The 22631-nt window shown below is 62.2% G+C and carries 25 protein-coding genes; 19 read left to right on the top strand and 6 right to left on the bottom strand.

The window, feature by feature from the left end; all coding sequences use genetic code 11:
• Window positions 1-238 precede the first annotated feature (238 nt).
• The 12 genes from ACYVRU_RS03710 to nrfD (ACYVRU_RS03765) all read left to right on the top strand — a co-directional run bounded on the left by ACYVRU_RS03710 (window position 239) and on the right by nrfD (ACYVRU_RS03765) (window position 11662).
• Window positions 239-1186, top strand: coding sequence for an undecaprenyl-diphosphate phosphatase (locus ACYVRU_RS03710; RefSeq protein WP_288219813.1), 948 nt, complete (start codon window positions 239-241; stop codon window positions 1184-1186).
• Window positions 1187-1568: 382 nt separating this feature from the next.
• On the top strand, window positions 1569-2546 hold the full coding sequence (gene nrfD, locus ACYVRU_RS03715) for an NrfD/PsrC family molybdoenzyme membrane anchor subunit (protein WP_452039462.1): 978 nt from the start codon (window positions 1569-1571) through the stop codon (window positions 2544-2546).
• A 21-nt stretch (window positions 2547-2567) separates the two neighbouring features.
• On the top strand, window positions 2568-3029 hold the full coding sequence (locus ACYVRU_RS03720; protein ID WP_223900588.1) for a GntR family transcriptional regulator: 462 nt from the start codon (window positions 2568-2570) through the stop codon (window positions 3027-3029).
• A gap of 83 nt (window positions 3030-3112) precedes the next feature.
• Entirely contained in the window at window positions 3113-4045 is a 933-nt protein-coding gene (locus ACYVRU_RS03725) for a slipin family protein (RefSeq protein WP_452039461.1), read from the top strand.
• Between the two features lie 111 nt (window positions 4046-4156).
• The gene (locus ACYVRU_RS03730) at window positions 4157-4450 is read left to right on the top strand and encodes a helix-turn-helix transcriptional regulator (RefSeq protein ID WP_022739321.1); all 294 of its coding nucleotides are present in this window, start codon (window positions 4157-4159) and stop codon (window positions 4448-4450) included.
• A complete protein-coding gene (locus ACYVRU_RS03735) occupies window positions 4447-5736 on the top strand; it encodes a HipA domain-containing protein (RefSeq protein ID WP_452039460.1) in 1290 nt (429 codons plus the stop codon). Before ACYVRU_RS03730 ends, ACYVRU_RS03735 begins: the two co-directional genes overlap by 4 nt.
• A gap of 63 nt (window positions 5737-5799) precedes the next feature.
• Window positions 5800-6243 carry a DUF1810 domain-containing protein gene (locus tag ACYVRU_RS03740; RefSeq protein WP_452039459.1) on the top strand — a complete coding sequence of 148 codons (444 nt, stop codon included), beginning with the start codon at window positions 5800-5802 and terminating at the stop codon, window positions 6241-6243.
• 69 nt (window positions 6244-6312) lie between these two features.
• The gene (locus ACYVRU_RS03745; protein WP_452039458.1) at window positions 6313-6633 is read left to right on the top strand and encodes a nucleotidyltransferase family protein; all 321 of its coding nucleotides are present in this window, start codon (window positions 6313-6315) and stop codon (window positions 6631-6633) included.
• Entirely contained in the window at window positions 6620-7111 is a 492-nt protein-coding gene (locus ACYVRU_RS03750) for a HepT-like ribonuclease domain-containing protein (RefSeq protein WP_452039457.1), read from the top strand. The genes ACYVRU_RS03745 and ACYVRU_RS03750 overlap by 14 nt, the downstream gene beginning before the upstream one ends.
• A 279-nt stretch (window positions 7112-7390) precedes the next feature.
• On the top strand, window positions 7391-9820 hold the full coding sequence (locus tag ACYVRU_RS03755) for a molybdopterin-dependent oxidoreductase (RefSeq protein ID WP_461185733.1): 2430 nt from the start codon (window positions 7391-7393) through the stop codon (window positions 9818-9820).
• Window positions 9821-9829: 9 nt separating this feature from the next.
• Window positions 9830-10447 carry a 4Fe-4S dicluster domain-containing protein gene (locus ACYVRU_RS03760; RefSeq protein WP_412669228.1) on the top strand — a complete coding sequence of 206 codons (618 nt, stop codon included), beginning with the start codon at window positions 9830-9832 and terminating at the stop codon, window positions 10445-10447.
• Between the two features lie 12 nt (window positions 10448-10459).
• Window positions 10460-11662, top strand: coding sequence for an NrfD/PsrC family molybdoenzyme membrane anchor subunit (gene nrfD, locus ACYVRU_RS03765; protein ID WP_461185734.1), 1203 nt, complete (start codon window positions 10460-10462; stop codon window positions 11660-11662).
• A gap of 222 nt (window positions 11663-11884) precedes the next feature.
• On the opposite strand, the gene ACYVRU_RS03770 is transcribed toward nrfD (ACYVRU_RS03765), so the two are convergent.
• Complete coding sequence (locus tag ACYVRU_RS03770; protein WP_461185735.1) at window positions 11885-12355, bottom strand: DUF2442 domain-containing protein; 471 nt, start codon at window positions 12353-12355, stop codon at window positions 11885-11887.
• 13 nt (window positions 12356-12368) lie between these two features.
• Window positions 12369-12620 carry a DUF4160 domain-containing protein gene (locus ACYVRU_RS03775; RefSeq protein ID WP_278982288.1) on the bottom strand — a complete coding sequence of 84 codons (252 nt, stop codon included), beginning with the start codon at window positions 12618-12620 and terminating at the stop codon, window positions 12369-12371.
• A 480-nt stretch (window positions 12621-13100) separates the two neighbouring features.
• Here ACYVRU_RS03775 and ACYVRU_RS03780 point away from each other — a divergent pair, with 480 nt between their 5' ends.
• The 3 genes from ACYVRU_RS03780 to aroF all read left to right on the top strand — a co-directional run bounded on the left by ACYVRU_RS03780 (window position 13101) and on the right by aroF (window position 15021).
• Window positions 13101-13664 carry an HdeD family acid-resistance protein gene (locus tag ACYVRU_RS03780; RefSeq protein ID WP_461185736.1) on the top strand — a complete coding sequence of 188 codons (564 nt, stop codon included), beginning with the start codon at window positions 13101-13103 and terminating at the stop codon, window positions 13662-13664.
• Between the two features lie 278 nt (window positions 13665-13942).
• Window positions 13943-14224 (top strand): chorismate mutase, encoded by a 282-nt coding sequence (locus ACYVRU_RS03785; protein WP_022739332.1) that lies wholly within the window; start codon window positions 13943-13945, stop codon window positions 14222-14224.
• Window positions 14221-15021 (top strand): 3-deoxy-7-phosphoheptulonate synthase, encoded by an 801-nt coding sequence (gene aroF / locus ACYVRU_RS03790; RefSeq protein WP_302808746.1) that lies wholly within the window; start codon window positions 14221-14223, stop codon window positions 15019-15021. Before ACYVRU_RS03785 ends, aroF begins: the two co-directional genes overlap by 4 nt.
• A gap of 156 nt (window positions 15022-15177) precedes the next feature.
• On the opposite strand, the gene ACYVRU_RS03795 is transcribed toward aroF, so the two are convergent.
• Window positions 15178-15753 carry a DUF1269 domain-containing protein gene (locus ACYVRU_RS03795; RefSeq protein ID WP_181869667.1) on the bottom strand — a complete coding sequence of 192 codons (576 nt, stop codon included), beginning with the start codon at window positions 15751-15753 and terminating at the stop codon, window positions 15178-15180.
• A 699-nt stretch (window positions 15754-16452) separates the two neighbouring features.
• Here ACYVRU_RS03795 and ACYVRU_RS03800 point away from each other — a divergent pair.
• Genes ACYVRU_RS03800 through ACYVRU_RS03815 form a run of 4 tightly spaced genes read left to right on the top strand, consistent with a single transcriptional unit; the run spans window position 16453 to window position 19663 of the window.
• The gene (locus tag ACYVRU_RS03800) at window positions 16453-17061 is read left to right on the top strand and encodes a hypothetical protein (RefSeq protein WP_114539259.1); all 609 of its coding nucleotides are present in this window, start codon (window positions 16453-16455) and stop codon (window positions 17059-17061) included.
• 33 nt (window positions 17062-17094) lie between these two features.
• Window positions 17095-17934, top strand: a complete 840-nt coding sequence (locus ACYVRU_RS03805) for an energy-coupling factor ABC transporter ATP-binding protein (protein ID WP_461185737.1) — start codon at window positions 17095-17097, stop codon at window positions 17932-17934.
• The gene (locus ACYVRU_RS03810; RefSeq protein WP_461185738.1) at window positions 17931-18896 is read left to right on the top strand and encodes an energy-coupling factor ABC transporter ATP-binding protein; all 966 of its coding nucleotides are present in this window, start codon (window positions 17931-17933) and stop codon (window positions 18894-18896) included. The genes ACYVRU_RS03805 and ACYVRU_RS03810 overlap by 4 nt, the downstream gene beginning before the upstream one ends.
• Window positions 18896-19663, top strand: coding sequence for an energy-coupling factor transporter transmembrane component T family protein (locus tag ACYVRU_RS03815; RefSeq protein WP_461185739.1), 768 nt, complete (start codon window positions 18896-18898; stop codon window positions 19661-19663). Before ACYVRU_RS03810 ends, ACYVRU_RS03815 begins: the two co-directional genes overlap by 1 nt.
• Before the next feature lie 5 nt (window positions 19664-19668).
• Here ACYVRU_RS03815 and ACYVRU_RS03820 read toward each other — a convergent pair whose 3' ends face one another.
• From ACYVRU_RS03820 to ACYVRU_RS03830, 3 genes are read right to left on the bottom strand one after another with little or no spacing between them, the layout of a single operon-like run.
• A complete protein-coding gene (locus ACYVRU_RS03820) occupies window positions 19669-19992 on the bottom strand; it encodes a hypothetical protein (RefSeq protein ID WP_114539255.1) in 324 nt (107 codons plus the stop codon).
• The gene (locus tag ACYVRU_RS03825) at window positions 19989-21368 is read right to left on the bottom strand and encodes a phthiocerol/phthiodiolone dimycocerosyl transferase family protein (RefSeq protein ID WP_461185740.1); all 1380 of its coding nucleotides are present in this window, start codon (window positions 21366-21368) and stop codon (window positions 19989-19991) included. Before ACYVRU_RS03825 ends, ACYVRU_RS03820 begins: the two co-directional genes overlap by 4 nt.
• A complete protein-coding gene (locus tag ACYVRU_RS03830) occupies window positions 21341-22357 on the bottom strand; it encodes an alpha/beta hydrolase (RefSeq protein ID WP_461185741.1) in 1017 nt (338 codons plus the stop codon). Before ACYVRU_RS03830 ends, ACYVRU_RS03825 begins: the two co-directional genes overlap by 28 nt.
• Between the last annotated feature and the right edge of the window lie 274 nt (window positions 22358-22631).

The raw sequence follows: 22631 nt of genomic DNA on the forward strand, positions 1-22631 counted from the left end.
GTGTCGCGCGCTGCGAACGCTGGGCTGGCCGGCGCCTCGGTAGACCAAAGTGACAAACGTGGACTTTCTCCGTAGGAATCCTGACGATTCGCAGTGCCGTGATAGCATTTCCGAGGCTCGAAAGAGGGAGTGCCCCTTGTGCGCTTTTCCTCGTGTTGGCGGCGCGCTCTGGCCTGGGTTGCCGCTCGCCGCTTGGGCCGACAGACAAGCAAATCGTACGGAGGCAGTTTCTGTGGACATGTTCATCGAAGTTCTGAAGGCGTTCTTCATCGGCGTCGTGGAGGGCATCACCGAATGGCTGCCCATCTCTTCCACGGGCCACATGATTCTCGTGGACGAGTTCGTGAAGCTGAACGTGTCGGCGGAGTTCCTGGAGCTGTTCTTGGTGGTCATCCAACTGGGCGCCATCATGGCCGTGCTCATCCTGTACTTTCATAAGCTGAACCCGTTCTCACCGAAGAAGACGTCGGCCGAGAAACGCGGCACGTGGCGGCTGTGGGGCATGGTGGCCATCGGCTGCATTCCGGCGGCGGCCATCGGGCTTACGCTGGACGACTTCTTCAACGAGTACTTCTACAATGCGTGGACGGTGGCCATCGCCCTTATCGTCTACGGCGTCGTGTTCATCCTGCTGGAGCGGCGCAACCGTCGACGCGAGGCAGCCTACCTGGCCAGTCGCGCCCCCCGGCGTCCCCGCGGCGCCCATGCGCGTCCCGTGCCCGAGGTGGGTCCGGGCGACGATGGCGACGACGCCGAGATGGCCCTGTTCCGCGTGCGCACCGTGGACGAGATCGACTGGAAGACGTCGCTGAAGATCGGCTGCTTCCAAATGCTTGCCATCATCCCCGGCACGTCGCGCTCGGGCTCCACCATCATCGGCGGCATGCTCTGCGGCTGCTCGCGCACGGCGGCGGCGGAGTTCACGTTCTTTCTGGCCATTCCCGTTATGTTCGGCTGGGGCGTGCTGAAGCTCATCAAGTATCTGATGGCCGTGGGCCTGGTCATGACGGCCACCGAGATCGCCGTGCTTGTGATGGGCATCGTGACGGCATTCGTCGTGTCGGTGATCTCCATCAAGTTCCTCATGGGCTACATCAAGAAGAACGACTTCACGGCGTTCGGCGTCTACCGCATCATCGTGGGTTTGGTGGTGCTCGCCTACTTCGGCGTGAAAGTGCTGCTGTAGCCGACGCAAAAGCGGCGCGATTTCAACGTGAATTAACCGTGCGAATCGGGAACGAAGGCCTTCTCGGAAAAGCTTGCCGTCGGATTCGGGCTGTTTTTTCGAGTTGTTAGACTTTGGGTACGCGCGATGGTTCGCTCAAAAACTGCGACAGAACAAAATGTGTAAGAAAAGTAATAAAATACGATATATGAGAAGATAAGATGGAAGCAGGCAATCACCTGCGAGCGTGTTGGATGTCTAACAACTCGAAATTCTTGGTGCTGCTCTCCCTGAATCTTTCCTGACGGACGCATCGCTTCTTCGATTGTCTTATGATAATCTTAACGCTGGAATGCGGGGTCGGTGGGTTCCGTAGGCATTGTCTAGGGCAAGAGGAGGAGTTGTGTTCAGCGAACTGGTGGTTGCTTACCTCTTTCTGGGAGGGACAGGGGCGGGCGCGCTCTTGATTGCTGCAGTGCTGATGCTCCTCGCTGACGAGAGAGACGTGAGTCGCGGAGTGGTTGTGCGCTTCAGAGACAACGGAAGCGCTGCCTATCGTCGACTGTTCGTGCCGATACTCGTGGCCTCGCTGGTAGTCTTAGTGCTGGGGGCCCTGTGCCTTGCGGCTGATGTGGGGCGCCTCGATCGCATCCTTTTGCTGGCGGTTTCATCCCCTTCGAATTATCTGGTCGTAGGATTCTGGGCGCTTTTGCTTTGTGGAACGCTGGCGGCAGCCATGCTTCTTGTGTGGCTCGGAGTGCCGTCGGTGCCTCTGCCTCTGTTCAGAGCGCTCGCTGTCTTGCTTGCGGCGGTGTCTTTCGTCGCGGTGATCTATACGGGACTGTTGCTGTCGGGTATGCCGTCGGTGCCGTTGTGGTTCGGCCCGTGGTTGCCGGGGCTGTTCGCGATCTCGGCTCTCTCGTGCGGAGTGGCGCTTGTGGGCATGGTGGCAGCATTTTCGGGAATGGCGACGGTTTTCGGCCGAACGATGCGGCAAGTCGTTCGCGCCGATATGATTCTCCTTGCCCTGGAGGCGGTCGTCGTGACGCTGTGGCTCGGCGCAGCGTGGTTGGAGCACGGCGGCTCGACTTCCTCGGGGGCAACGCCTACCGATGCGGCCGCATTGGCGTCGGTGGCCTCTTTGCTGAACGGTGCGTGCTCTCTGCCGTTCTGGGGCGGCCTTGTGCTCGTTGGCCTTGTTGCTCCTTTTGCGATAGAGGCTGTCCTCGCGCGTTGCAATGCGAGTAAGGACGTCGCCGAGGCGTCTCTCGCCTCGCGCGCGTTGCTCGCCAGCGCCGGTTGCGTTCTTGTTGGCGGCGCCTGTTTGCGCGCGGTCGTAGTGGCGGCCGGGATGCTGCCCGTTGTTTCCGTCCCCTTCTAGTCCTTGAGAGAAAGGTCGCCCATGTTTCCCTTCGAAGTTGATCCGACAAGCGACTTGCCCCTGTGGGTGCAGCTGCGCAACCGCATCGCCTACCTCATCAACGACGGCACCCTGGCGCCCGGCGACAAGCTGCCCACGGTGCGCGGCCTGGCCTCGGAGATCTCCATCAACTACAACACGGTGAACAAGGCCTACCTGAGCCTCGTGTCCGACGGGTACCTGGAATCGACGCGGGGTCGCGGCGTGTTCGTGACCGATTTGGGTGCGAAGATGGGTGCGGAAGGGGAGGGTGAGGCCGATGCGGTGCTAGACGAGTGCATCGCGTCGTGCCGCGAGCTGGGCATGGGGCTGGACGACATCGAGCGCGCCATGAGCCGAAAGATCAAGCGCCTGAAGTACGACGAGGCCCGCGAGCGCGGCGAGGTGTCCGCCCGCATCATCGATTTCGAGAAGCCCGCCGTGCGGGCCGAGAAGGGGGCGTGACAGCTCGCGTCTCCCGCCCCTGTTTGCGTCTCTGACTGCGCCGAATGACGCCGTCCCGCAAGTTCCGACCTGAAGGAGTTCCCATGTTCGGCAAAGAGAAGTCTTCCGACGAGCGCCGCTTCCGCGTGGCGCCGGATGTGTCTACGGAAGTGGTGGGGGAGCGCGCCTCTTCGGCGGGCGTGCTGCTGTTCTCCGCCGTGCTGTTCGTCGTGGTGCTGACCTGCGCGTTGGGCGTTGGCGCGCTTGCGACCGGCCGCGTGACCCTAGGGCTTATCATCGTGGCCGCGCTGGCGGCGCTGCTCGCCATCGGTTGCTGCCATATCGCTCAGCAGTGGGAGCGCGTGGTGGTGCTTCGCCTCGGGCGCTTTAACCGCGTGTCGGGGCCGGGGCTGTTCTGGACTATTCCCGTCATCGAGTCGAATACCATGCGGGTGGACACGCGCACCCGGGTGACCACCTTCTACGCCGAGGAGACGCTGACGGCCGATCTCGTGCCCATGAACGTGGACGCCGTGCTGTTCTGGCACGTGTGGGACGCCGCCGCGGCCTGCACCGAGGTGGGCGACTTCACCCGCGCCGTGGAGATGGCGGCCCAAACGGCCCTGCGCGACGCCATCGGCCGGGCAAGCGCCGCCGAGGTGGCCATCCGCCGCGAGCAACTCGATCGGGAGCTTAAGCGGGTGCTGGAGGAGAAGGTGGCGCCCTGGGGCGTGACCGTGCTTTCGGTGGAGGTGCGCGACATTCTGCTGCCGAAGGAGCTGCAGGAGGCCATGAGTCTGGAGGCCCAGGCCGAGCAACGCAAGAAGGCCCGCATCATCCTCATGGAGGCGGAGCACGACATCTACGAGATCTTGGACGAAATGGAAGGGCTCATCGGCGACCACGAGGCGGTCTCGCGCCTGCGCACCATGCACCTGCTGAACGAGTCGCTGCGCGAGGGCAAGGGCACCGTCGTCATCCCTAGCGCCTTCGCCGAGGGCTTCAACGAGGGCCTGGGCGACCTGCTCAAGGGCTAACTGTCAAAAATATTTGACAATCACTTCGTTTTCCAATCTATCAAGAATATTTGACATTTTCCCAATATCGGCTAATATCAAGAAAAATTGATATCCGATGGGAGATGTACGATGAAGTGGACCAATGTGTACGGCCTTGACCAGCTCGGGTCGTTTCTCCAGAAAACCCGCAAGGAAAAGGGGTACACCCAAGATGAGTTCGCCGAGATCATCGGTGCCTCCCACGCCACCCTTTCGGCTCTTGAAAATGGCAAGGGCGTCAGCTCCCAGACCCTCATGCGCGCCATCAGCGATTTGGGCTTGAAGCTGGTGGTGCTCCCCAAGGGCGCTCAAGCCGAAGTGCATGATGCCCCTGCGTCGGTGGTGTCGCTTCTGCGCTCGCGCCAAGAAGGGGGTCAACAGTGAATTCCGAGACCCTTGAGGTTCGCCTCGGCGGCGAGAAGATTGGGCAACTGGCTCGCACGAAGAATGGCGCTCGTTTCGCGTTCTCGGAAGAGACGGTTTCGGAGCGCCCCTTTTCGCCTCTGCTCTCAACGGCGCTCTGCGTGCAAGAGGAACCCTTCGGTGTCCGGCGGACGTTTTCCTGGTTCTCGGGGCTTTTGCCCGAAGACGCGAGGCTCGCTGAGCTGCAGCGGTTCTACGGCGTTGCCGAGGGCGACTATTTCGGATTGCTCGCCCAGATTGGCTGGGAGTGCGCCGGTGCCGTTGAGGTAATGCCCTCGGAAGATTGGGCGTTGGCGCGTGCGAGCCAGGAGTTGCCGCGCGAGAAGCGATTGACCCCCGAGGAACTGTCGGCGCGCCTGGCGGCATTGCCGTCGCACCCTTACGATGACGCATCTTCTCTGCGGGTGTCGCTTGGCGGCTTTCAGGAGAAGCTGTGCGTGATTGCGAGATCAGAAGACTGGGCTGCGGCCGAGCCGGGCCATAGGGCTTTGAATTCTGTGGCGCTTCCTTTGGACGGGGCTCCTTCAACACATATATTGAAGCCGCAGCCCCAGGGCCGGCTTGCGGGATTAGTCGAAGCGGAAGCATGGGGAATGGAGGTCGCGCGACATGTGACGGAGACGGCTGGCTCGGCCATTCTCGATTTGCCCGATGCGCCGCCTACGCTGGCTGTGGAGCGCTTCGACCGAGTTGAAACCGAACGGGGGCTTGTGCGGCTGCACCAGGAAGACTGCGCGCAGGCTCTCGGCATAGAGCCGGGACGCAAGTACGCGGCAACAGCGACGCCCACGAAAAGCGATCCGACCTATAAGGGCATTGCCGAGCTGCTGTCCCGCTATGCCGCCGACTCGCTGGAAGAGCGCAAGCGGCTGCTGCGGCATCTCTTCGTGAGCACCGTTCTGGGAAATACCGACGCTCACGCCAAGAACTACGCGCTGCTCCACGGGGGCGACGAGGTGTGCCTCGCGCCGCTCTATGACGTCGTGCCAGCCCTTGAGATTACGCCGAACGTGCTGTTCATGGGCTTGCGCATCGATGGCCGCATTCGCATCGATAGGATCGAGCGAGAGAATATTGTAGCTGAGGCCCGCTCGTGGGGCCTGCCTGCTCGCGTCGTAGGCGAAGTGCTTGGAAAGGCGGCGGAAGATGTTCGCCTCGGCATCGCGATTGCCTCCGAGCTGTATCCCGAAGCCGGCGCCCGCCACGCCGCGCCCGCTTTGGAGCGGTTGAAGGCGATGGGATTCTAATCTTCGCGAACACTTGGAACGATTTTGGAAAAACGACGGTCGGCGCGGGAGAAAGGTTAAGCTGTGGCAGAAAACGAGAAGCAGGGCATTGGGCGGTTTTTGGAGGCTCAGGCGGACGGCGTTTACGAGCAGGCGCTGGCGGAATTGCGCGACGGCTGCAAGCAGGGGCATTGGATCTGGTTCGTATTCCCGCAGGTGCGCGGTCTGGGGTTCAGCTGGGCGGCCGACTACTTCGGGATCGGCAGCTGGGAAGAGGCTGAGGCCTACATGGCCGATGAGGTGCTGTCGGCGCGCTTGCGCGAGGCGGCCCAGGCGCTTCTCGACCTGCCGGGTGACGATCCCGTGGCCGTGCTTGGTCCTATCGATGCCCTGAAGGTGCGCTCGTCCATGACCCTCTTCGAGCTGGTCAGCGATACCCCGGAGTTTCCCGCCGTTCTGGAGCGCTACTACCACGGCCAACGCGACGACCTCACCCTGGAAATCGTCCGGGAGTATCGCGACAAGTAAGATGCCCGCGAAACTTTGAAGCATAGGGTATACTGCAAATTATCTAGTCGGTATGCGAGGAGGTGAGCTATGCCGCCTTACACCATTGAGCAAATCAGGAACGAGGTATCTCGCGCAAGCGAGGAGTACAACGCGACGGCTCCTTTGGGGGAGAAGATTGCAAGCGTGTCTCTGTTCGGCAGCTATGCGGACGGGCGGGCGACTCGCAGATCTGATATAGATCTGCTCGTGCGGTTCACTTCGGCTGTCGTGAGTTTGTTTACCCTGGCCCGGGTGCTGTCTTGCATGGAGGAGCGCTTGGGCGTCTCGGTGGACGTGGTGCAAGACCCCGTCCCAGATGATTCGCTTCTGGTTGTCAACAAGGTGGTGCCGCTCTATGAAGGACTCTGATCTCAGGATACTCAAGAAGATCGTCTCTGAAATAGAGTATCTGGAGAAGCTGCTCGACGAGATAGATCTAGATGCCTTTTTGGCTGATGAGACAATTGAGCGAGCTTCTTCGATGACTACCATCAATGTGGGTGAGCTAGCGAAGCGCTTAAGTGAGGAGTTTTACACCGAGCATCCTGGAACCGAGCTGCGTTTCGCTGCGAAAACTCGGGACGTATACGCGCATGGCTATTTCACTCTTTCGTTCGAGACGGTTTATAAGACTGCGGTTGAGGACTATCCTCGTCTGAAACTTGCAGTTAGTGAAATGATCGAAGCAGAGGAAGCAGCTCGCGACGCCCTTTACGAGAAGGAGCTAATGGAGGTTATAGAGGGCGGCCGCGCGGATATGGCTGCAGGGCGTTATGTTGTGGGGATCGAAAATGCGAGAGAACGCTTGCGTCAATTGGAGGATGAATCGAGCAGCGGTTCCGAGTAACTATCCTCGAAATAGATAAACTGCTCTGAAAATTGTCCTATGATAATCCTTGCATTGTCATAGGACAATTTGCTATAGTGCTTCCCGTGGAATTTGGCCAATTCTCAAGGATTACCAGAAGAGGGGATAGCGACCTGCGCAGTTGAGGAGACGCAGGCGCAAAGAGTCCAAGACCCACTGGCGCGGCGACATTGTCGCAATCCATTCGCGGCGCATGCATTCGCCGCAGGTGCGCGTGGCGTCCCACGGCTCGATCCCTGGGAATTCAAAGGAGGAGAGATGTCCGAAGCAACCCATCCCACGGGCGGACTCACTCGACGCGGTTTCTTGAAGACCACCGGCGCCGCAGCCGCGGGCCTCGCCTGCGCGGGCGCTGTGGGCGTGGCCATTGGCGGCGGCGCGCTGGCGCCCGCGAAGGCCACGGCCCAGGGGGAGGAGCGAACGGCGCACCTGTGCCATCAGTTCCATTGCCTGACCGGGTGCAACTTGAAGTGCACTATTCGCGACGAACGTATCACGCTGATCGAGCCGAGCGATATCGTAGCGGACAAGAAACATTCGACCATCTGCCTGCGTGGCATTGGCGAGCTGTCCCATATTTACGCGCAGGATCGGCTGAAGGTGCCGCTGAAGCGCGTTGGTGAGCGCGGCGCCGGCGAGTTCGAGCAGATCAGCTGGGACGAGGCCATTAAGACGATTGCCGACAACCTCAAGGAAGCCCAGCAGAAATACGGCGAAGGCTCGGTGTTCATCCGCAAGTCCACCGAGGCGGGCATCGAGTTCGACTTCATCACGCAGTTGCTGCATGCTGATTCGGGTGGCAACTGGGGCCTTGATCGCGGGCAGGCAAACGGCCTGGGGCCGGCTTTCGGCCCTTGGAGCTATCTATCGAACCGCTCCCACTGGGAGTTCAAGGACGCGGCCACCATCATCGAACTGAGCCACAACCCGCTGGAGAGCGCCATGGTTTGGTCGCGCCCCCTCATGGATGCCAAAGAGGCTGGAACCTATATCGTCACCATCGATCCGCGCTTTACGGGCACGGCGGCGAAGTCCGACGAGTGGCTGCCGGTGCGACCCGGCACGGATGCGGCCCTTATCCAGGGCATGCTTAAGGCCGTCGTGGACAACGAGTGGTACGACGAGGCCTTCGTGCTCGCTCACACCTCCTGCCCCTACCTGGTCGATCGCGACACAGGCAAAAGCTACCGCAGCGCCGAGGTCATGGCGCCCAATCCCGCCGTGGTGAGCGCCGAGCCGGTGGGCGCTCCTATGGTGTGGGATACGGTGACCGGCGCTCCCGTTCTCTACGACAGCGCCAATGCGATTCCGGCGCTCGAAGGCGAGTGGACGGTGGACGGCAAGCACTTGGTCACTGAGTTCACGCTCATAAAGGAATGGCTCGACACCCTCACCCTCGAATGGGCCGCCGAGACCTCGGGCATCGATCAGCAGACAATCGTGAATCTGGCCGACCGCTATGCCAACAACGGACCTGCCATCATCGACATCGGCCTGGGCGGCGCCGACAAGTACACCAACGCCGATGTGCTGGGGCATTCCACGGCCATGTTGGTGGCCCTGACCGGCCAGTACGGCAAGAAGGGCGCCGGCTATGGTTCCTATTGCGGCCTGGGCGCCAACGATCCGTCGGCGACGTTCAATTACTGGGTCCTTCCCGAGGAGTACCACTACGGAGACAGCCCCGTCTCTATGTACGACATGCCCTATCAGGAGAACAGCATCCATGCGGCCCTGACCTTCGGCGATGCCTTCACCTTGGAGGCGGGCGCGGCCAATGACATGTTGGAATGGGTGAAGAGCCTCGACTTCTTCGCTATCGTCGATATCTACCACTCCTCGGCGGTAGACTATGCTGACATCGTGCTGCCGGCCTGCACTAAATTCGAGTGCGAGGAAAACGTGAAGCAGCTGCGCGACAGCATGGGCCATGTGATGCTGGCCAACGGCATGGTGGATCCGATGTTCGAATCGAAGAGCGATCTGCAAATCGAGCGCCTGCTGGCCGCCCAGTGGGGTCTGGAAGACCTGCTTCCCGAATCCTACGAGGAACTTGCGCGTTTCATGCTCGACGGGGCTGCCGAGCTTGATCCCCGGATGGAGGGCATCACCTATGATGCGCTGTTGGAGCACGGCGGCGTGATGGCCCTGCCCGAGACGGGCGACGACTATATGCCCGACGGTCTGGCTGAAGGGTTCCTCACACCCTCCACGCGCATCGAGCTGTACTACGAGTATCTGGTCGACCAAGGCCACGAGCTGCCGGTGTACGAGGACGCGAACGAGGCCTACGAGAGCAATCCGAAGAAGGCCCAGTTCCCGCTCTATTTCACTCAGGGCAAGAGTCGCTATCGCATCCACGCCTACTATTCTGCCAATGAATGGTTCCAGGAAGATTTCGGCCCCAGCCTGAACATCGCTCCGGAAGATGCGGAGGCCCGCGGCATTGTGACGGGCGACGATGTCCGCGTATTCAACGACCGCGGCTCGTTTGTGGCCACGGCACTCGTCAACCGCTCGCTGCAGCCGGGCGTCCTGTTCATGGCCGAGACCACCTACACGCGTTACTACAAGGAAGGGTTCCTGCAGAACGTGACCAACTCCGCGCGTCTGGAGCGCGGGTACTCGATGTTCTTCGGTCCGCAGATCCCCTATAACGACGTGCTGGTGGAAGTAGAGAAGGCGTAGGTGAGAATTATGACGAGATACGGAATGGCCATCAACAAGACCCGTTGCATTGGCTGCCAGACCTGCGTCTTCGCATGCAAGATGCAGAACGGCGTTCCGAAGGACCTCCGATGGAACCGCGTTGTAACCGAAGGCGGAGGCGTAGTGGACGACGCCCAGGGGGAGTATCCCAATCTGACCCGGTCCTATCTGCCTTTGGCGTGCCAGCATTGCGAGAACCCGGCGTGCCAGCGCGTGTGCCCCACGGGCGCTACCTACAAGGACGAGCTCGGTCGCGTGGAGATCGACTACGATAAGTGCATCGGTTGTCGCATGTGCATGGCCGCCTGCCCCTACAACGCGCGCTCCTTCAACTGGGACGAGCCGGTTCATGTGCCGGATTTCGCCTACGGCGATGCTAACGTCGAAGGGCGCGTGCGAGGCGTGGCCGAGAAGTGCACCCTCTGCAAGGAGCGCACCGACCAAGGTGAGGAACCACGCTGCGTGCAGTGCTGCCCCATGGACGCCCGCATTTTCGGCGATTTGGACGATCCCGATTCCGAGGTGTCGAAGGTGATCCGCGCTCGAGGCGGTCGCGTCCTTTTGGAGGAACAGGGCACCCGTCCGCAAGTCTACTACTTTGAATAGGAGAGTGGCATCATGGAACTTCTGACCAAGAACAAGCCGCTCACGGCGGTGCTCGCGGTGCTGGCGGTGGTGGGCATCGGGGCCTATATCTACCAGCTGGTCGGCGGCCTGGCGGTGACGGGCATGTCCAACGGCGTGTCGTGGGGCCTGTACATCACTATGTTCATGTTCTTCGTGGGGCTTTCTGCCGGCGGTCTTATCGTGGCCTCCTCGGCGAGCGTGTTCCACATCAAGCGCTTCAAGGCTGTGGCCATGCCGGCAATCATCCTGTCGACGGTGTGCATCTGTCTGGCGGGCATGTTCGTTCTCATCGACCTGGGCGGCATCCAGCGCGTCTGGCGCATTGTGACCGGCCCGAACCCCGCGTCGCCCCTGGTGTGGGACATCTGCGTCATCACGCTGTATCTGGTGATCAACGTGCTGTATTTGGTGAACATGCACCGCGGCAACGATCATGCGGTGTCCATCATCTCGCGTTTCGCTCTGCCTTGCGCCATTCTGGTGCACTCGGTGACCGCCTGGATCTTCGGCCTGCAGATCGCCAAAGAGGGCTGGTACTCGGCCATCATGGCACCCATCTTCGTGGCCTCGGCCATGGACTCGGGCCTGGCGCTGCTGCTGTGTGTGCTGGCGGCGCTGAAGAAGGCGCGCCTGTTCGACACCTCTCGCGAGCTTATGGCATCGCTGGCTGGGCTTCTGGCCACCTGCATCGCCATAGACGCGTTCTTCATCTTCTGCGAGGTGCTGACCATGGCCTATCCGGGGGCGGCCGGTGCCGAGACGCTGGCGCTCATGACGAGCGGGCCTACGGCGCCGTTCTTCTGGTTCGAGATCGTCGGCGGCCTGGTTGTCCCGTTCCTCGTGCTGGTGTTCGCGAAGAACCGCGAGCGCACGGGGCTCGTGGTGGGGGCGAGCGTGCTCGTCATCGCCGGCGTGCTGTGCAAGCGCCTGTGGCTTTTGTTCACTTCATTCATCGTGCCGAACGTGGAGGGCGCGCCGGGCATCATGTCCGACGGCGGCTGGGCGCTTCTCGGCTCCTACGCGCCCACGCTGCCCGAAGTGCTGATCGTGCTGGGCGTCGTGTCGGTGGGCGCGCTGGGGTTCATGGCCCTGGGCTCGAAACTGCTCGTGCCTGCGACCGAGACCGAGCGTGTCTCCGCTCGTGCCGCCGCACTGGCCGACGCCGACAGCGACTTCGAGCCGCTGACTGCGTAAAAGGTACGGTTTCCGGCCGGTGCTGCGATCCTGCTCTCGCTGCACCGGCCGCGGCGTATCTAAAAGAGCGATTTCGGACGCCTTCGAAACACTGGCTACGACCTGCGGAATTGCTTGCATAATACCAGGTCGCAGCCAGTGCCGCTTTTCCGAGATTTAGACCCAGCGGCTGCCCGAATTGTGCGATTTAGATACCGTGCGTCAACCCTCGCAGAGATGCCGTTAAAGTGCGGCGCTCTTAAGATCGACAACGGCCAGGGTTTTCCCGCTGGGGGCGAGGGCTTTGAGGATGGTGTCAATCTGGGGACTGGTCGTCGCGTTTTCCATGCGGGCGATAACGGGTTGGCGAACGCCCGATGCTTCCTCTATGGCGCTCTGGCTCAATCCGGCGCTCTGCCGCGCTGCGACTACGGCTTGCAAGAGAGTGACCTTTTCCTCGGATGCGACATCGATGGCGGTGCCGTGCTCGTAGATTTCGTTGGCTGATAAGTCGATATCGTCGTTCCAGGATATTCCGTAACCTCCGGCGTCAACGCGCACGCGCGTGAAAAACTCCTCGTTGTGCAACGGGGCGAAAGGAGCCGCATGCTCGATGAGGGGTTTCATGTCGTAAATTCGGTTCTCCTGTCCCGGGAAGAATCCGAGAAGACGGTAGTTCTTAAGGGGGTAAATCGAGATCAGCTTGTGGAACATAAAGGCCCTTTCTCTAAAGAGGAGGCAGTTTCCGAAATACCTGCGTATCCCAGATGTCAAGCAGTTCTTCCTGATGGATTTGCATCCACTCGGCAACTAGGCGGTGCTCCTTGGTTGGGAGGAAGCCGTCAAGAATTTGCAGTGTCCTGATGTCGATAGCTGCTCCGAACTCCCCGTACTCACAATGAATATGAGGCGGATTGTGTTCGGACTCCAGGAAGTACATGCGAATGACAATTCCTGCAAACGTCGCTATTATGGGCATTTCTCCTCCTCGATAATAACTTAGAAATAATAAGAAGGCAATATCTCTTTTGTTGTTTACTTAGAGAGTATAGCATAAATTACAAACAAATGTTTTCAAAATTGTAAAATGGTGCAAAACTTGTTCTCGCTGTTAGACGGATCGATATTGTGTTCGCTTGGAAGCTTGGTACCAAGTGCTTGGTGGTGAAACTTGAGGAAGGGCGACTTTCTAGGAGCAGGCTCGACGCTGTTGTTAACGGCATGGCAACAGCATTGTTTCGCAACGGTGCTCTTGTTGACGGAATGGTTGCAAGCCTAATCCCTGTTCAACCGATTGTTTTCAAGGAACCGCCGACGGGCTTGGTTTTGTGCGCTCGCTTTAACATGGCGTCCATAGGAGATAGTTCCGATGCCGGGCGCGCCGCGGGGAGGGGCCGGCGTCCGTCGGCATCGGGTCGAGGCGAGAACGCCGTACGGGTCGGGCGATAGGAGCAGCGTCATGGAGAAGTTTCTGAACTTGGTGCGATCGAATAACATGGTGCAGGCGGTGCTTTGCATCGCGTTCGGTCTGTTTCTGATGATCTATCCGTCCATCACCGTACAGGGCATCATCTTGCTGTTTGGCGTGGCGCTCGCGGTTATGGGCGCGGCCGGGCTCATGTCGTACTTTCGACAGCGCAGCGTGCGCTACCGCGATTCGGGCACCCTCATGGCGGCCGTGTTCTATATCATCATCGCGCTCATTGCGTTTATCTTCCCGAAAGTGATCGCCGGGTTCTTCTCGGTGGCGCTGGGGGTGGTTCTCATCCTCTTGGCCATTGTGAACGTGGTGCGGGCCTTCAGCTTGCGCTCCTTTGGCAGCAGCATTTGGATTGCCGTGCTAGCGGCGGCGGTGCTGGTGGGTATCGGTGGCGTGCTCATCGTGGTGAACCCGTGGGGCGCCTCCATGACCTTCGTGCTCGTGCTGGGCGCGATGTTCGTCATCAACGGCGCGGTGGACCTGTTCATCGAGTGGTACACCCGCGATTCCGAAAAGAAGGCCGCCGGAGTTTCTCGCCGCTAGTTGTTTCCGCTGCAGGGCTTTTTTTGGCCACGTGCTTTTGCGAAGAGGCGGATGAGCGTGAGCGCGAACACGAGCGCGAGCATGAGCACGAGCGCAAGCGCAAGCGCTCCTTCGCTTTTGCCGATGTCTGCCCATTAAGGGCTTCTATATCCGTTTTCTCTTGCGATCTTCGGCGCGGGCGGGGGTCTTTGCTATCATGATGCCCACGCGAGGGCGGCGTTGCTTTTGAGCGATGAGGCCATGCTCGTTCAAGTTTTTGGTACATGAAAGGAAAAGCGATGTCTGAAGAGAACAGCAATCTTGCCGAGATTCAGAAGCATCGTGAGCAGATCGACGAGATCGACCGCGAGATCGTCGCGCTTCTGAACAAGCGCGCCGGCCACTCGCTGGTCATCCGTGGTCTGAAACCCGGTGCGCATCTGGGTCTGTACGACGCGCGCCGCGAGGAGGAGATCTTCGCGCGGGTGGATAGCTACAACGAAGGACCGCTCTACAACGAGAACCTCCGGGAGATTTACGCTACCATCTTGAAGATCATGAAGGAGACGCCGTCCGTATGAGCGAAGTGAAGATTGCCCCCATCCCCGATCTCGGCCAGCGCACGGACGAGATCACCATTTATGCCGGGCCCTGCTCGGTGGAGTCCGCCGAGCAGTTCGACGAGGTGGCCGAGTGCATCGCCGATCTGGGCCTCACCTGGATCCGCGGCGGCGCCTTCAAGCCCCGCACCAACCCGCACTCGTTCCAGGGCCTCGGCGAGGAGGCGCTCAAGATCATGAAGAGCGCCGGCGACCGCTACAACCTGAAGACGCTGACCGAGGTGATGGATTCGGCCCACTGCCAGCTGGTGGCCGACTACGTGGACGGCCTGCAGGTGGGCGCCCGCAACTTCCAGAACTTCAGCCTGCTAAAGAAGATCGGCGAGGTGACGGCCGACACCCACCAGATGGTGCTGTACAAGCGCGGCTTCGCCGGCACTATCGCCGAGTGGCTCGCCGCCACCGACTACATCACTGATCACGGCAACACCAACGTGGTGCTCTGCGAGCGCGGCATCCGCACCTTCGAGACGGCCACGCGCTTCACGCTGGACATCGCGGCGGTGCCGGTCATCCACAAGCAGTCGCTGTACCCGGTGTGCATCGACGTGTCGCATCCGGCCGGACAGCGCGACCTGGTGCCGTCGCTGGCAAAGGCGGCCATCGCCGCCGGGGCCGACTCGCTCATGATCGAGGTGCACCCCAACCCGCCCGTGGCGCTTTCCGACGGCCCCCAGCAGCTGACCCCGGCCCAGTTCCGCGAGCTCATTGCCGAGCTGCGCGAGCTGGCCGCCTGCCTGGGCAAGAAGATCGTGTAGCTGCGTGCTTTCGTTGCTGCAGGCTTAAGTGAGAACGGCCGCCCTTCTGAACGGAGGGCGGCCGCTTTTGTTGTTGGGTATTTTGCGAGCAGTGCGAGAGCTGCGCCGGCGTGATATGTGGGAAAGCCGCGTGCCGGAAGAGCTCGGCCGTCGCTTCTAGTTGTCGTTGCGGGCCTCGCGGCGGGCCTTGCGGGCTTCCTTGCGCGCCTCGCGCAGCTGCTTGCGGGTCTCGGCGGCCAACGTGTCGCTTAGAGCTTCGGCGCGCTCCACTTCCGCATTCACCTCGTCGGCGTCCCAGCGATAGATAACGCAGGTCTCGTCGAACTGGGCGTCCAGGGCGTCCTCGTCGTCCTCCTTGGCGAGCATCACCAGCGCCGTCGCGCCCGGGGCGAGCTCGCTTGCGCAATATTCCATGAGAGAGTCGTCGTCGTCGACGTCCTTGTCGTCCATTGCCATGCCGGCCACGAGCCCGATGCCAGCGCCCAGAAGCACGCCCACTGGGCCGCCGAGCAGGCCGACGACCGCGCCAATGACCCCGCCGAAAGCCGTGTTGTCGGTCTCGTCGTAGCCGTCCTGGAAGCCGTCGGGCACCATGATGGCCCCGTCGACGTTCTTCACCACGGCCATTTCCAAAATGGTGAAGTCGGCCGTCGCCTCGTTATCCTTCAGGCGATTGAACTCCTCATAGGCCTTTCCCTCGTCTTCGAAGGTGACCAAAACCACGTTATCCATGAGCGCTCCTTTGTCTCGCTGCGAGTAGCACGCAGCACTGCGGGTCTTTCGGCTGCTTGCGACCAAGCGACGTCGATGCGACAATGCGCGAGGGCGCCGCGTGTCTTCGAGTATAGGGGGAGCGTGCTGGCCGAAAGCTCCGCCGTCCCCGTCTGTCACGAGAGCGTTGCGGGACGGATGCATCCTTCCGATCCATTTTGGGCTGAATCGGCGGCTCGTTGACAGGTTGCCGAATTGAGGGGTTGCGCGATCAGGATTCTGTGGTAGAGTACGCAACCAGCAATTGAATATACCTTAAACCGATGAGGCGAAAGTCAAGCCATCCGGGCACTCACAGAGAGCGGGCGCAGCTGAGATTCCCGCAGAACGCCAGAGGGTAAATGGATCGCCGAGGGAAAGGGGAAAGGCCCGACGTCGTTTGTTCCGACGAGGCCGAGTATCTGGACCGTGAGCCTGCGTTAAAGGCAGAACGGGTGATGGCCCGTTCATGAGGGGGTTCGCATCGCGCGAATCAATTAAAGGTGGCACCGCAGATCAAGGGATCTGTCCTTTAAGCGAAGGACAGATCCTTTTTTGTTGGGGTCGGCCGGGAACCTCTCGAAAGGCGTCGGCGAAGGAGCAATTGCTACGAATTGGAAGGCCCGTAAGAAGCGGGCACGAGGGGCGGTGGGGAAACCGCCCGAGAAAGGACTGATCGACATGGCAGAACTCCGTATGACCGCCGACGCTGAAACCGCAACCCCCGCCGCCGGCGCCAAGCGCACCGTGGCTGCGGCTGAGAAGAAGGGACTGGCCATCCAGGATCTCATCTTGGTGGCCGTGCTTCTGGCCGCCGGTGCCGTGCTGAAGCTCACGGTGGGCAGCCTGCTCGCCTCCTTCGGCATGAAGCCGAACTTCATTATCGCCGCCTACTGCCTGGCCATTATCATCATCCGGCCGAACGTGGCCCAGTCGCTCGTCATCGGGCTCATCGCAGGCCTTGTGTGCCAGATTCCGATGCTGAACGCCACGCCGCTGCTCAACATTCCCTCGGAGCTTTTGGGTGCGCTCGCCTGCGGGCTGCTCATCCACGTGCCCATGAAGATCGGCAAGCTGGACGTGAACCCGCTCGTGAACACGTTCATCTCCACCTGCGTGTCCGGCTTCACCTTCGCGGCGCTGTCCGTCTACATCAACGTCGTGTCCGTGGGCGGCGACTTCGCCGTGGCCATGGCGGCCTACGTGGCCATCGTGCTGGGCACCGCCACCTTCAACTGCATCTTCGTCGAGGTGCTGGCGACGCCTCTGAAGAAGGTGCTGAAGCGTTAAACTGCTGGTCCGGCGCGAGCAAGAAAGGTCATCATGATCGAGTTCAACGAGTTCAGTTTTCGGTACCGGGAAGGGACAGAGCCCGTGGTGCGCGACATCACGCTTTCCATTCCCGACGGCTGCTTCGTCGGCATCACCGGGGCGGCGGGCAGCGGGAAGTCCACCCTCACCTACGCCATCAACGGCATCATTCCGCATTGCTATCCGGGCGACTTCTACGGCTCGGTCACGGTGGAAGGGTGCGATACCGTGGACACCTCGCTGACCGACCTGTCGCGACTGGTGGGCAGCGTGTGCCAGGACATCGACTCCCAGATGGTGTCCACCGTGGTGGAAGACGAGATCCTCTACGGCCTGGAGAACTTCGCCGTGCCGCGCGAGGAGATTCCCGCGCGGGTGGACGAGGCGCTCGCCTCCATGGGCATCGCGGATCTGCGCGACCGCACCATCGACAGCCTCTCCGGCGGCCAGAAGCAGAAGGTGGCCGTGGCATCGGTCATCGTGCTGCATCCGAAGGTGCTCGTGCTGGACGAGCCCACCGCCGAGCTGGATCCGGCCTCGTCGGTGACGGTGTTCGATTTGCTTTCCCGCTACGCCCGGGAGCATGGCACCACAGTCATCGTGGTGGAGCAGAAGATCGCTCTTCTGTCCGACTACGCCGACATGCTCGTCATCGTGGACGAGGGCCGCATCCGCTTCGCCGATACGCCGGATGCGGTGCTGGCCCATTCCGAGGAGCTGCTGGCGTTGGGCGTAAACGTGCCGCGGGCGACGACGCTCATGAACGCGCTTTCCGCCCAGGGGCTGTATACCGGTCCCACGGTGCGCAACGTGGCCGGCGCCGCGGCGGCGCTGAAGGAGGTGCTCGCATGATCGAGTTCAAGAACGTGTCGGCGTCCTACGACGGCGAGCTGGCCGTGCTGAACGACGTGAGCTTCACGGTGAACAACGGCGACTTCGTGGCCTTCGTCGGCACCAACGGAGCGGGGAAATCCACCACGATGCGACTTGCGAACGGGCTTTTGAAGCCCACCTCCGGCGAGGTGCTCATCGACGGCGTGCCTACGACCTCCCTGAAGACGAGCGAACTGGCCCGGCGCATCGGCTTTCTCTTCCAGAACCCCGATCGGCAAATTTGCTGCAACACCGTGCGCGAGGAGCTCATGTTCGGCTTCAAGGCCCTCGGCGAGGAAGGATCGGAGGCGGAGGCGCGGGTGGACGCCATGATCGAGCGCTTCGGCTTCGACGCGGATGCCGAGCCCTACCTGCTGAACCGCGGCACGCGGCAGCTGCTCGCGCTGGCCTCCATCATCGTGCTGGCGCCGCCCACCATCATCCTGGACGAGCCGACCACCGGTCTCGACTTTCGCGAGTGCGTGAAGGTGATGGACGTGGTGCGCGAGCTGAACGAGGGCGGCACCACGGTCATCATGGTCTGCCACGATATGGAAGTGGTGGGGGACTTCGCCCATCGCGTCATCGCCATGACGGCCGGGCGGGTGGTGGCCGACGGCCCCACCTTCGAGGTGCTGCGCGACGGGCGCGTGCTGAAGGAGGCGCACATCCTGCCGCCTCAGGTGACGGAGGTGTCGCTTATCCTCGGGCGCGAGGCGCCCTGTCCCGCGGCCGTGGCCGAGGCGAACACCGTGGCCCAAATGGTGGCGGCGGTGGCCCAGGCCAAGCAGATGGAAGATGAGGCCGTGGCCGAGGCGGCGGCGCTGGTCGACGACGTGGCCGTCGCGCTTGCCGCCGGGGTGGAGGCGACGCGCGACGCCATCGTAGAAGCAGAGGCCGCCCTCGGAGATGCCGGCGCCGATGAGGAAGGAGGCCGCTAATGGCCAAGTTTCTGGAATACGTGCCAGGGGAGAGCTTCCTGCACCGCATGAACCCTTGCGTGAAGCTCATCGGCGCGGTGCTCATCGCCATCGCCTGCTTCGTGACGAGCAATCTGGTGTTTCTGCTGATCCTTCTGGCTGCCGCGCTCGTCATGGCCGCTTCGTGCGGGCTGGGTCGCGAGACGGCCGGCCTCTGCAAGGCGGTGTTCGCGTTCTCGCTTATTCTGGCCGTGGTCATCCTGCTCACGACGCCCCACGGCATGCCGCTCGTGCCGCTGCCCTGGGGGTACATCGGCACCGGCAGCCTGCTGGCGGCGCTCACGGTCGTCGTGCGCCTCATGGCGGCAGCGATACCTTTATTCCTCGTGTTCTACGTCACGAAGATGAACGACCTGACGAACGCGGCCGTCAAGCAGCTGCACGTGCCCTACAAGTACGCGTTCACCTTCACGAGCACGGTGCACTTCATTCCCGTGTTCATGAACGACATGGCCGGCATCATGGAGGCCCAGACGGCCCGCGGCGTGGAATTCGACGGCTCTTTTGCGAAGAAGGTGCGGCTCATGATTCCTCTGTGCGTGCCGCTTCTGGTGAGCTCGGTGCGCAAGACGAACTCTGCCGCCATCGCTGCCGAGGTGCGCGGCTTCAACCTGCGCACGCGCACGAGCGGCTACAAGGACTACCCGCTGCACCGCGAGGATTTCGTGGCCCTGGCCGTGTGCGCGCTCGTGCCGGCCGTCGCCATCGCGCTGGCCGTGGTGGGATAGGGGTTTTATCCCAGCGAGAAAAACTTCGCGAGCTTGGTGCCGAGGGGGCCCTGGGTGAGGAGAAGCTTGGCCAGGGTGAACAGGGCAGCGCCGACGAGAAGCGCGATGAGAAGGCCGGGGATGCCGAAGGCGGCGCAGACCACGGCGGCCACCGCGAGCAGCACCGCGCCCAGCGCGATAAGCGCCCGGTGCACGGTGCGCTGGAAGCGCTGCCAGACGGCCACGGGGAAATCCGACGGTACCGCCTCGCCCTCAAGCTCCGTGCCGCACAGAGGGCACCGGTCCAGGTCACCCTTGTAATCGAGATGGCAGCGGTCGCAGTACCTCATGAGCGCCCTCCCTTCCGGGAATCGCCACTGCCGATCCCCTGTTCGCGGCGGGGATGATCGATGGCGCGGGATTGCCGCGTGGCGGCGATGGAGGCCAGGCGCTCCTCCAGAGCCGACTCGCGCAGGGACGCATCCACCTGGGCGGCGTCCTTGTTGATGTTAGCCCGCCCGGAGAGCCCCTCGGCGGCCAGCACGTCGGCCAGATGGCGGGCGGCTCGCAGGCTCACGAAGCGGCTCGATACGCCGATGCACAAATCGTCCCCGCAGGTGCACAGGATGAAGTTCAGCCCGGCCGGCGAGGTCATGGCGCTGATGCCCTCCACGTAGGGCGCCACGGCCGCATCCAGCGCGACGCGCCCCAGGCTGGATACCGTGCAGGTGACCTCGCGGGTGGCGCGCCAAGCGGCGAAGTCGAGGGCTGCGTCCTTCAGAAACAGCGGCACGGCGCGCACGATCGGGTTCTTCTCCAGCTTCACCATGCGCATCATGCGCCGTTTCAGGGAAGCGGGCTCAGTGCCGGTGGCAAGCTGCTCTTGCACCTGGGCGGCGATAGCGGAAAGCGGCTCGTCGGTATCGCCCGGCACGTAGGTGACGTAGGCCAGGCCGAAGAAGTTGCGCAGCGTGGTGGAGCCGAAGAGCGACCGTAGGTCCACGGGCACGTCCATGTGAATGGCGCGTCCGCGCTCGGCGGGCGGCATCTCGCGGCGCAGGGCGCAGATGACCGCGGCGATAAGGTAGCCGGTCACCGTGGCGCCGCAGGTTTTGGCGGCGGCGTGCACGGCGTCGGCCGAGTAGTGCAGCTCCAGGTAGGCCGGGTCCACGTCGGTCTTCCATCCGGCGAGGTGGAAGACCTTCGGCGCCCCGTCGCGCCCGGCCGCCGCGCGGTCGTAGTGCTCCGAGAAGCTGTCCTCGGTCTTCGACGCCTCGTCTCCGGCGTAGGGCGCCGGCGCTGCATCGGCTCCGTAGCGCTCGGCCACGTACAGCGCCAGCAGCGCCTTCAAAAACTCCAGCGTGCCCCGACCGTCGGAGATGATATGGGACACCTCCACGTTAATGCGCCGCTGGTAGTAGGTGATGCGGAAGAGCACGCTTTTGGGGCCCGTGTGCAGATTGAAGCAGACGGGCAGCGTCTCGGGCTCGACGCGGGGCGGCTCCGGCGCGGGCACGAGGTAGTGCCAGAAAAGCCCGCTGCGCAGGCACACGTTGAAGCCGGGGAACAGCGCCACGGCCCCGTCGAGCGCTCGCTGAAGGGAGGCAGGGTCCACCTCGTCGGCCATGGTGGCGGCGATGCGGAAGATGGTCTGCCGGGTTCCGCCGGCTTGGGCGGCGTAGAACTTGCCGACGTTGTCTAGTCGGTACCAAGCAGCGTCAGCCATGGGCGTTCACCGGGTTTCGGGAGCGGGTCGCCGTCGAGGAAGTGCGCGATGAGGCGGTAGGTGTCGCGCACGAGCGAGAGCACGGAGGGGTACAAAAAGTAACCGTGCACGCCGTCGTTCATGCGGAAGCAGGCCACTTCGTTGCCTTCCGCATCTAGGCGAGCAGCGAACGTTTCGCCCTCGTCGCGCAGCGGATCGTACTCGGCGGTGATGACGAGCGTGCGGGGCATATCGGCCAGCGACGTCGCGATGAGCGGTGCGAAGCGGGAGTCGTGGAAATCCGCGGGCGTGCGCAGGTACAGCTCGATGTAGTCGACGATGGCCTGGCGCGTGAGGATGTAGTCCTCGCCGTTGTGGCGCACGGAATCGAACAACGTCGTCTCGGAGTGGTCGTTGTAGACGAGCGGGTACAGAAGAATCTGGGTGCGCGGGCGGAAGTCGCCGCGCTCGCGGGCGAGAAGGCTCACGGCCGCTGTGAGGTTGCCGCCGGCCGAGTCGCCCATGAGCACGATGCGCTCGGGATCGGCATCGCGGATAAGCGTGCCAGCGAACAGCTGCCGCGCCACGGCATAGCAGTCCTCAAGCGCGGTGGGGAAGCGGTGCTCGGGGCTGCGCCGGTAGTCGACGGCGATGACGCGGCGCTCGAGCTTCAGCGCCGTGCGCATGCAGGCGTCGCTGTAGAATTCCACGTCGCCGTTGGCCCAGCCGCCGCCGTGTAAGTACAGGATGGTGCCGCGGTGATCCTCGTTCACGTGCAGGCCCCGCTTCAGGGAGAAGTCGATGTCGAGGGGCGTGAACACGCGCAAGGGAATCTCGTAGCCGTCGTCGGCTGTGGCGGTGATCTCGTCGATGCGGCAGCGCGGGTCGGCAATGGTGAGTTTGCCGGCGGCGTCCTCCACCTTGCGCTGGGAGTTCCAGGAATTGGCCACGTCGGGCTGCAGGCGCGTGATGGCCTTGATGACCGCTTGGACGGCGGGGTTCATGGGCATGAGCGCTCCTTGTCTCGGGGTCGGCGGCGTAGGGTGTCGTGGTCGGCGACGTCGAGCGCCGCAGTCGGCGACGCTTTTGACGCCACGTAAACGCTGAGTTCCATGCTAAGGGAAGTTGTCCCTGCTGGCGTCTGGCTGCTGCCCCTTGGCATCAAACGGTAAACGACTCGCTACAGCCATACCGTCTTAGCATGGGAAGCGAAGTTGCGCGAATTTTGTGGAGGTCGGTGCGGTGGTGACTGGTGCTCAGGCACGGGGCCGCTAGCATAACGTT

Source organism: Adlercreutzia sp. CNCM I-6216 (assembly GCF_977113345.1).

Excerpts from the sequence above, each read along its gene's own strand:
- ACYVRU_RS03710 (WP_288219813.1), top strand. The coding sequence starts at position 239 with ATGTTCATCGAAGTTCTGAAGGCGTTCTTCATCGGCGTCGTGGAGGGC.
- ACYVRU_RS03720 (WP_223900588.1), top strand. The coding sequence starts at position 2,568 with ATGTTTCCCTTCGAAGTTGATCCGACAAGCGACTTGCCCCTGTGGGTG.
- ACYVRU_RS03725 (WP_452039461.1), top strand. The coding sequence starts at position 3,113 with ATGTTCGGCAAAGAGAAGTCTTCCGACGAGCGCCGCTTCCGCGTGGCG.
- ACYVRU_RS03730 (WP_022739321.1), top strand. The coding sequence starts at position 4,157 with ATGAAGTGGACCAATGTGTACGGCCTTGACCAGCTCGGGTCGTTTCTC.
- ACYVRU_RS03745 (WP_452039458.1), top strand. The coding sequence starts at position 6,313 with ATGCCGCCTTACACCATTGAGCAAATCAGGAACGAGGTATCTCGCGCA.
- ACYVRU_RS03750 (WP_452039457.1), top strand. The coding sequence starts at position 6,620 with ATGAAGGACTCTGATCTCAGGATACTCAAGAAGATCGTCTCTGAAATA.
- ACYVRU_RS03755 (WP_461185733.1), top strand. The coding sequence starts at position 7,391 with ATGTCCGAAGCAACCCATCCCACGGGCGGACTCACTCGACGCGGTTTC.
- ACYVRU_RS03760 (WP_412669228.1), top strand. The coding sequence starts at position 9,830 with ATGACGAGATACGGAATGGCCATCAACAAGACCCGTTGCATTGGCTGC.
- nrfD (WP_461185734.1), top strand. The coding sequence starts at position 10,460 with ATGGAACTTCTGACCAAGAACAAGCCGCTCACGGCGGTGCTCGCGGTG.
- ACYVRU_RS03770 (WP_461185735.1), bottom strand. The coding sequence starts at position 12,355 with ATGTTCCACAAGCTGATCTCGATTTACCCCCTTAAGAACTACCGTCTT.
- ACYVRU_RS03775 (WP_278982288.1), bottom strand. The coding sequence starts at position 12,620 with ATGCCCATAATAGCGACGTTTGCAGGAATTGTCATTCGCATGTACTTC.
- ACYVRU_RS03780 (WP_461185736.1), top strand. The coding sequence starts at position 13,101 with ATGGAGAAGTTTCTGAACTTGGTGCGATCGAATAACATGGTGCAGGCG.
- ACYVRU_RS03785 (WP_022739332.1), top strand. The coding sequence starts at position 13,943 with ATGTCTGAAGAGAACAGCAATCTTGCCGAGATTCAGAAGCATCGTGAG.
- aroF (WP_302808746.1), top strand. The coding sequence starts at position 14,221 with ATGAGCGAAGTGAAGATTGCCCCCATCCCCGATCTCGGCCAGCGCACG.
- ACYVRU_RS03795 (WP_181869667.1), bottom strand. The coding sequence starts at position 15,753 with ATGGATAACGTGGTTTTGGTCACCTTCGAAGACGAGGGAAAGGCCTAT.
- ACYVRU_RS03800 (WP_114539259.1), top strand. The coding sequence starts at position 16,453 with ATGGCAGAACTCCGTATGACCGCCGACGCTGAAACCGCAACCCCCGCC.
- ACYVRU_RS03805 (WP_461185737.1), top strand. The coding sequence starts at position 17,095 with ATGATCGAGTTCAACGAGTTCAGTTTTCGGTACCGGGAAGGGACAGAG.
- ACYVRU_RS03810 (WP_461185738.1), top strand. The coding sequence starts at position 17,931 with ATGATCGAGTTCAAGAACGTGTCGGCGTCCTACGACGGCGAGCTGGCC.
- ACYVRU_RS03815 (WP_461185739.1), top strand. The coding sequence starts at position 18,896 with ATGGCCAAGTTTCTGGAATACGTGCCAGGGGAGAGCTTCCTGCACCGC.
- ACYVRU_RS03820 (WP_114539255.1), bottom strand. The coding sequence starts at position 19,992 with ATGAGGTACTGCGACCGCTGCCATCTCGATTACAAGGGTGACCTGGAC.
- ACYVRU_RS03825 (WP_461185740.1), bottom strand. The coding sequence starts at position 21,368 with ATGGCTGACGCTGCTTGGTACCGACTAGACAACGTCGGCAAGTTCTAC.
- ACYVRU_RS03830 (WP_461185741.1), bottom strand. The coding sequence starts at position 22,357 with ATGCCCATGAACCCCGCCGTCCAAGCGGTCATCAAGGCCATCACGCGC.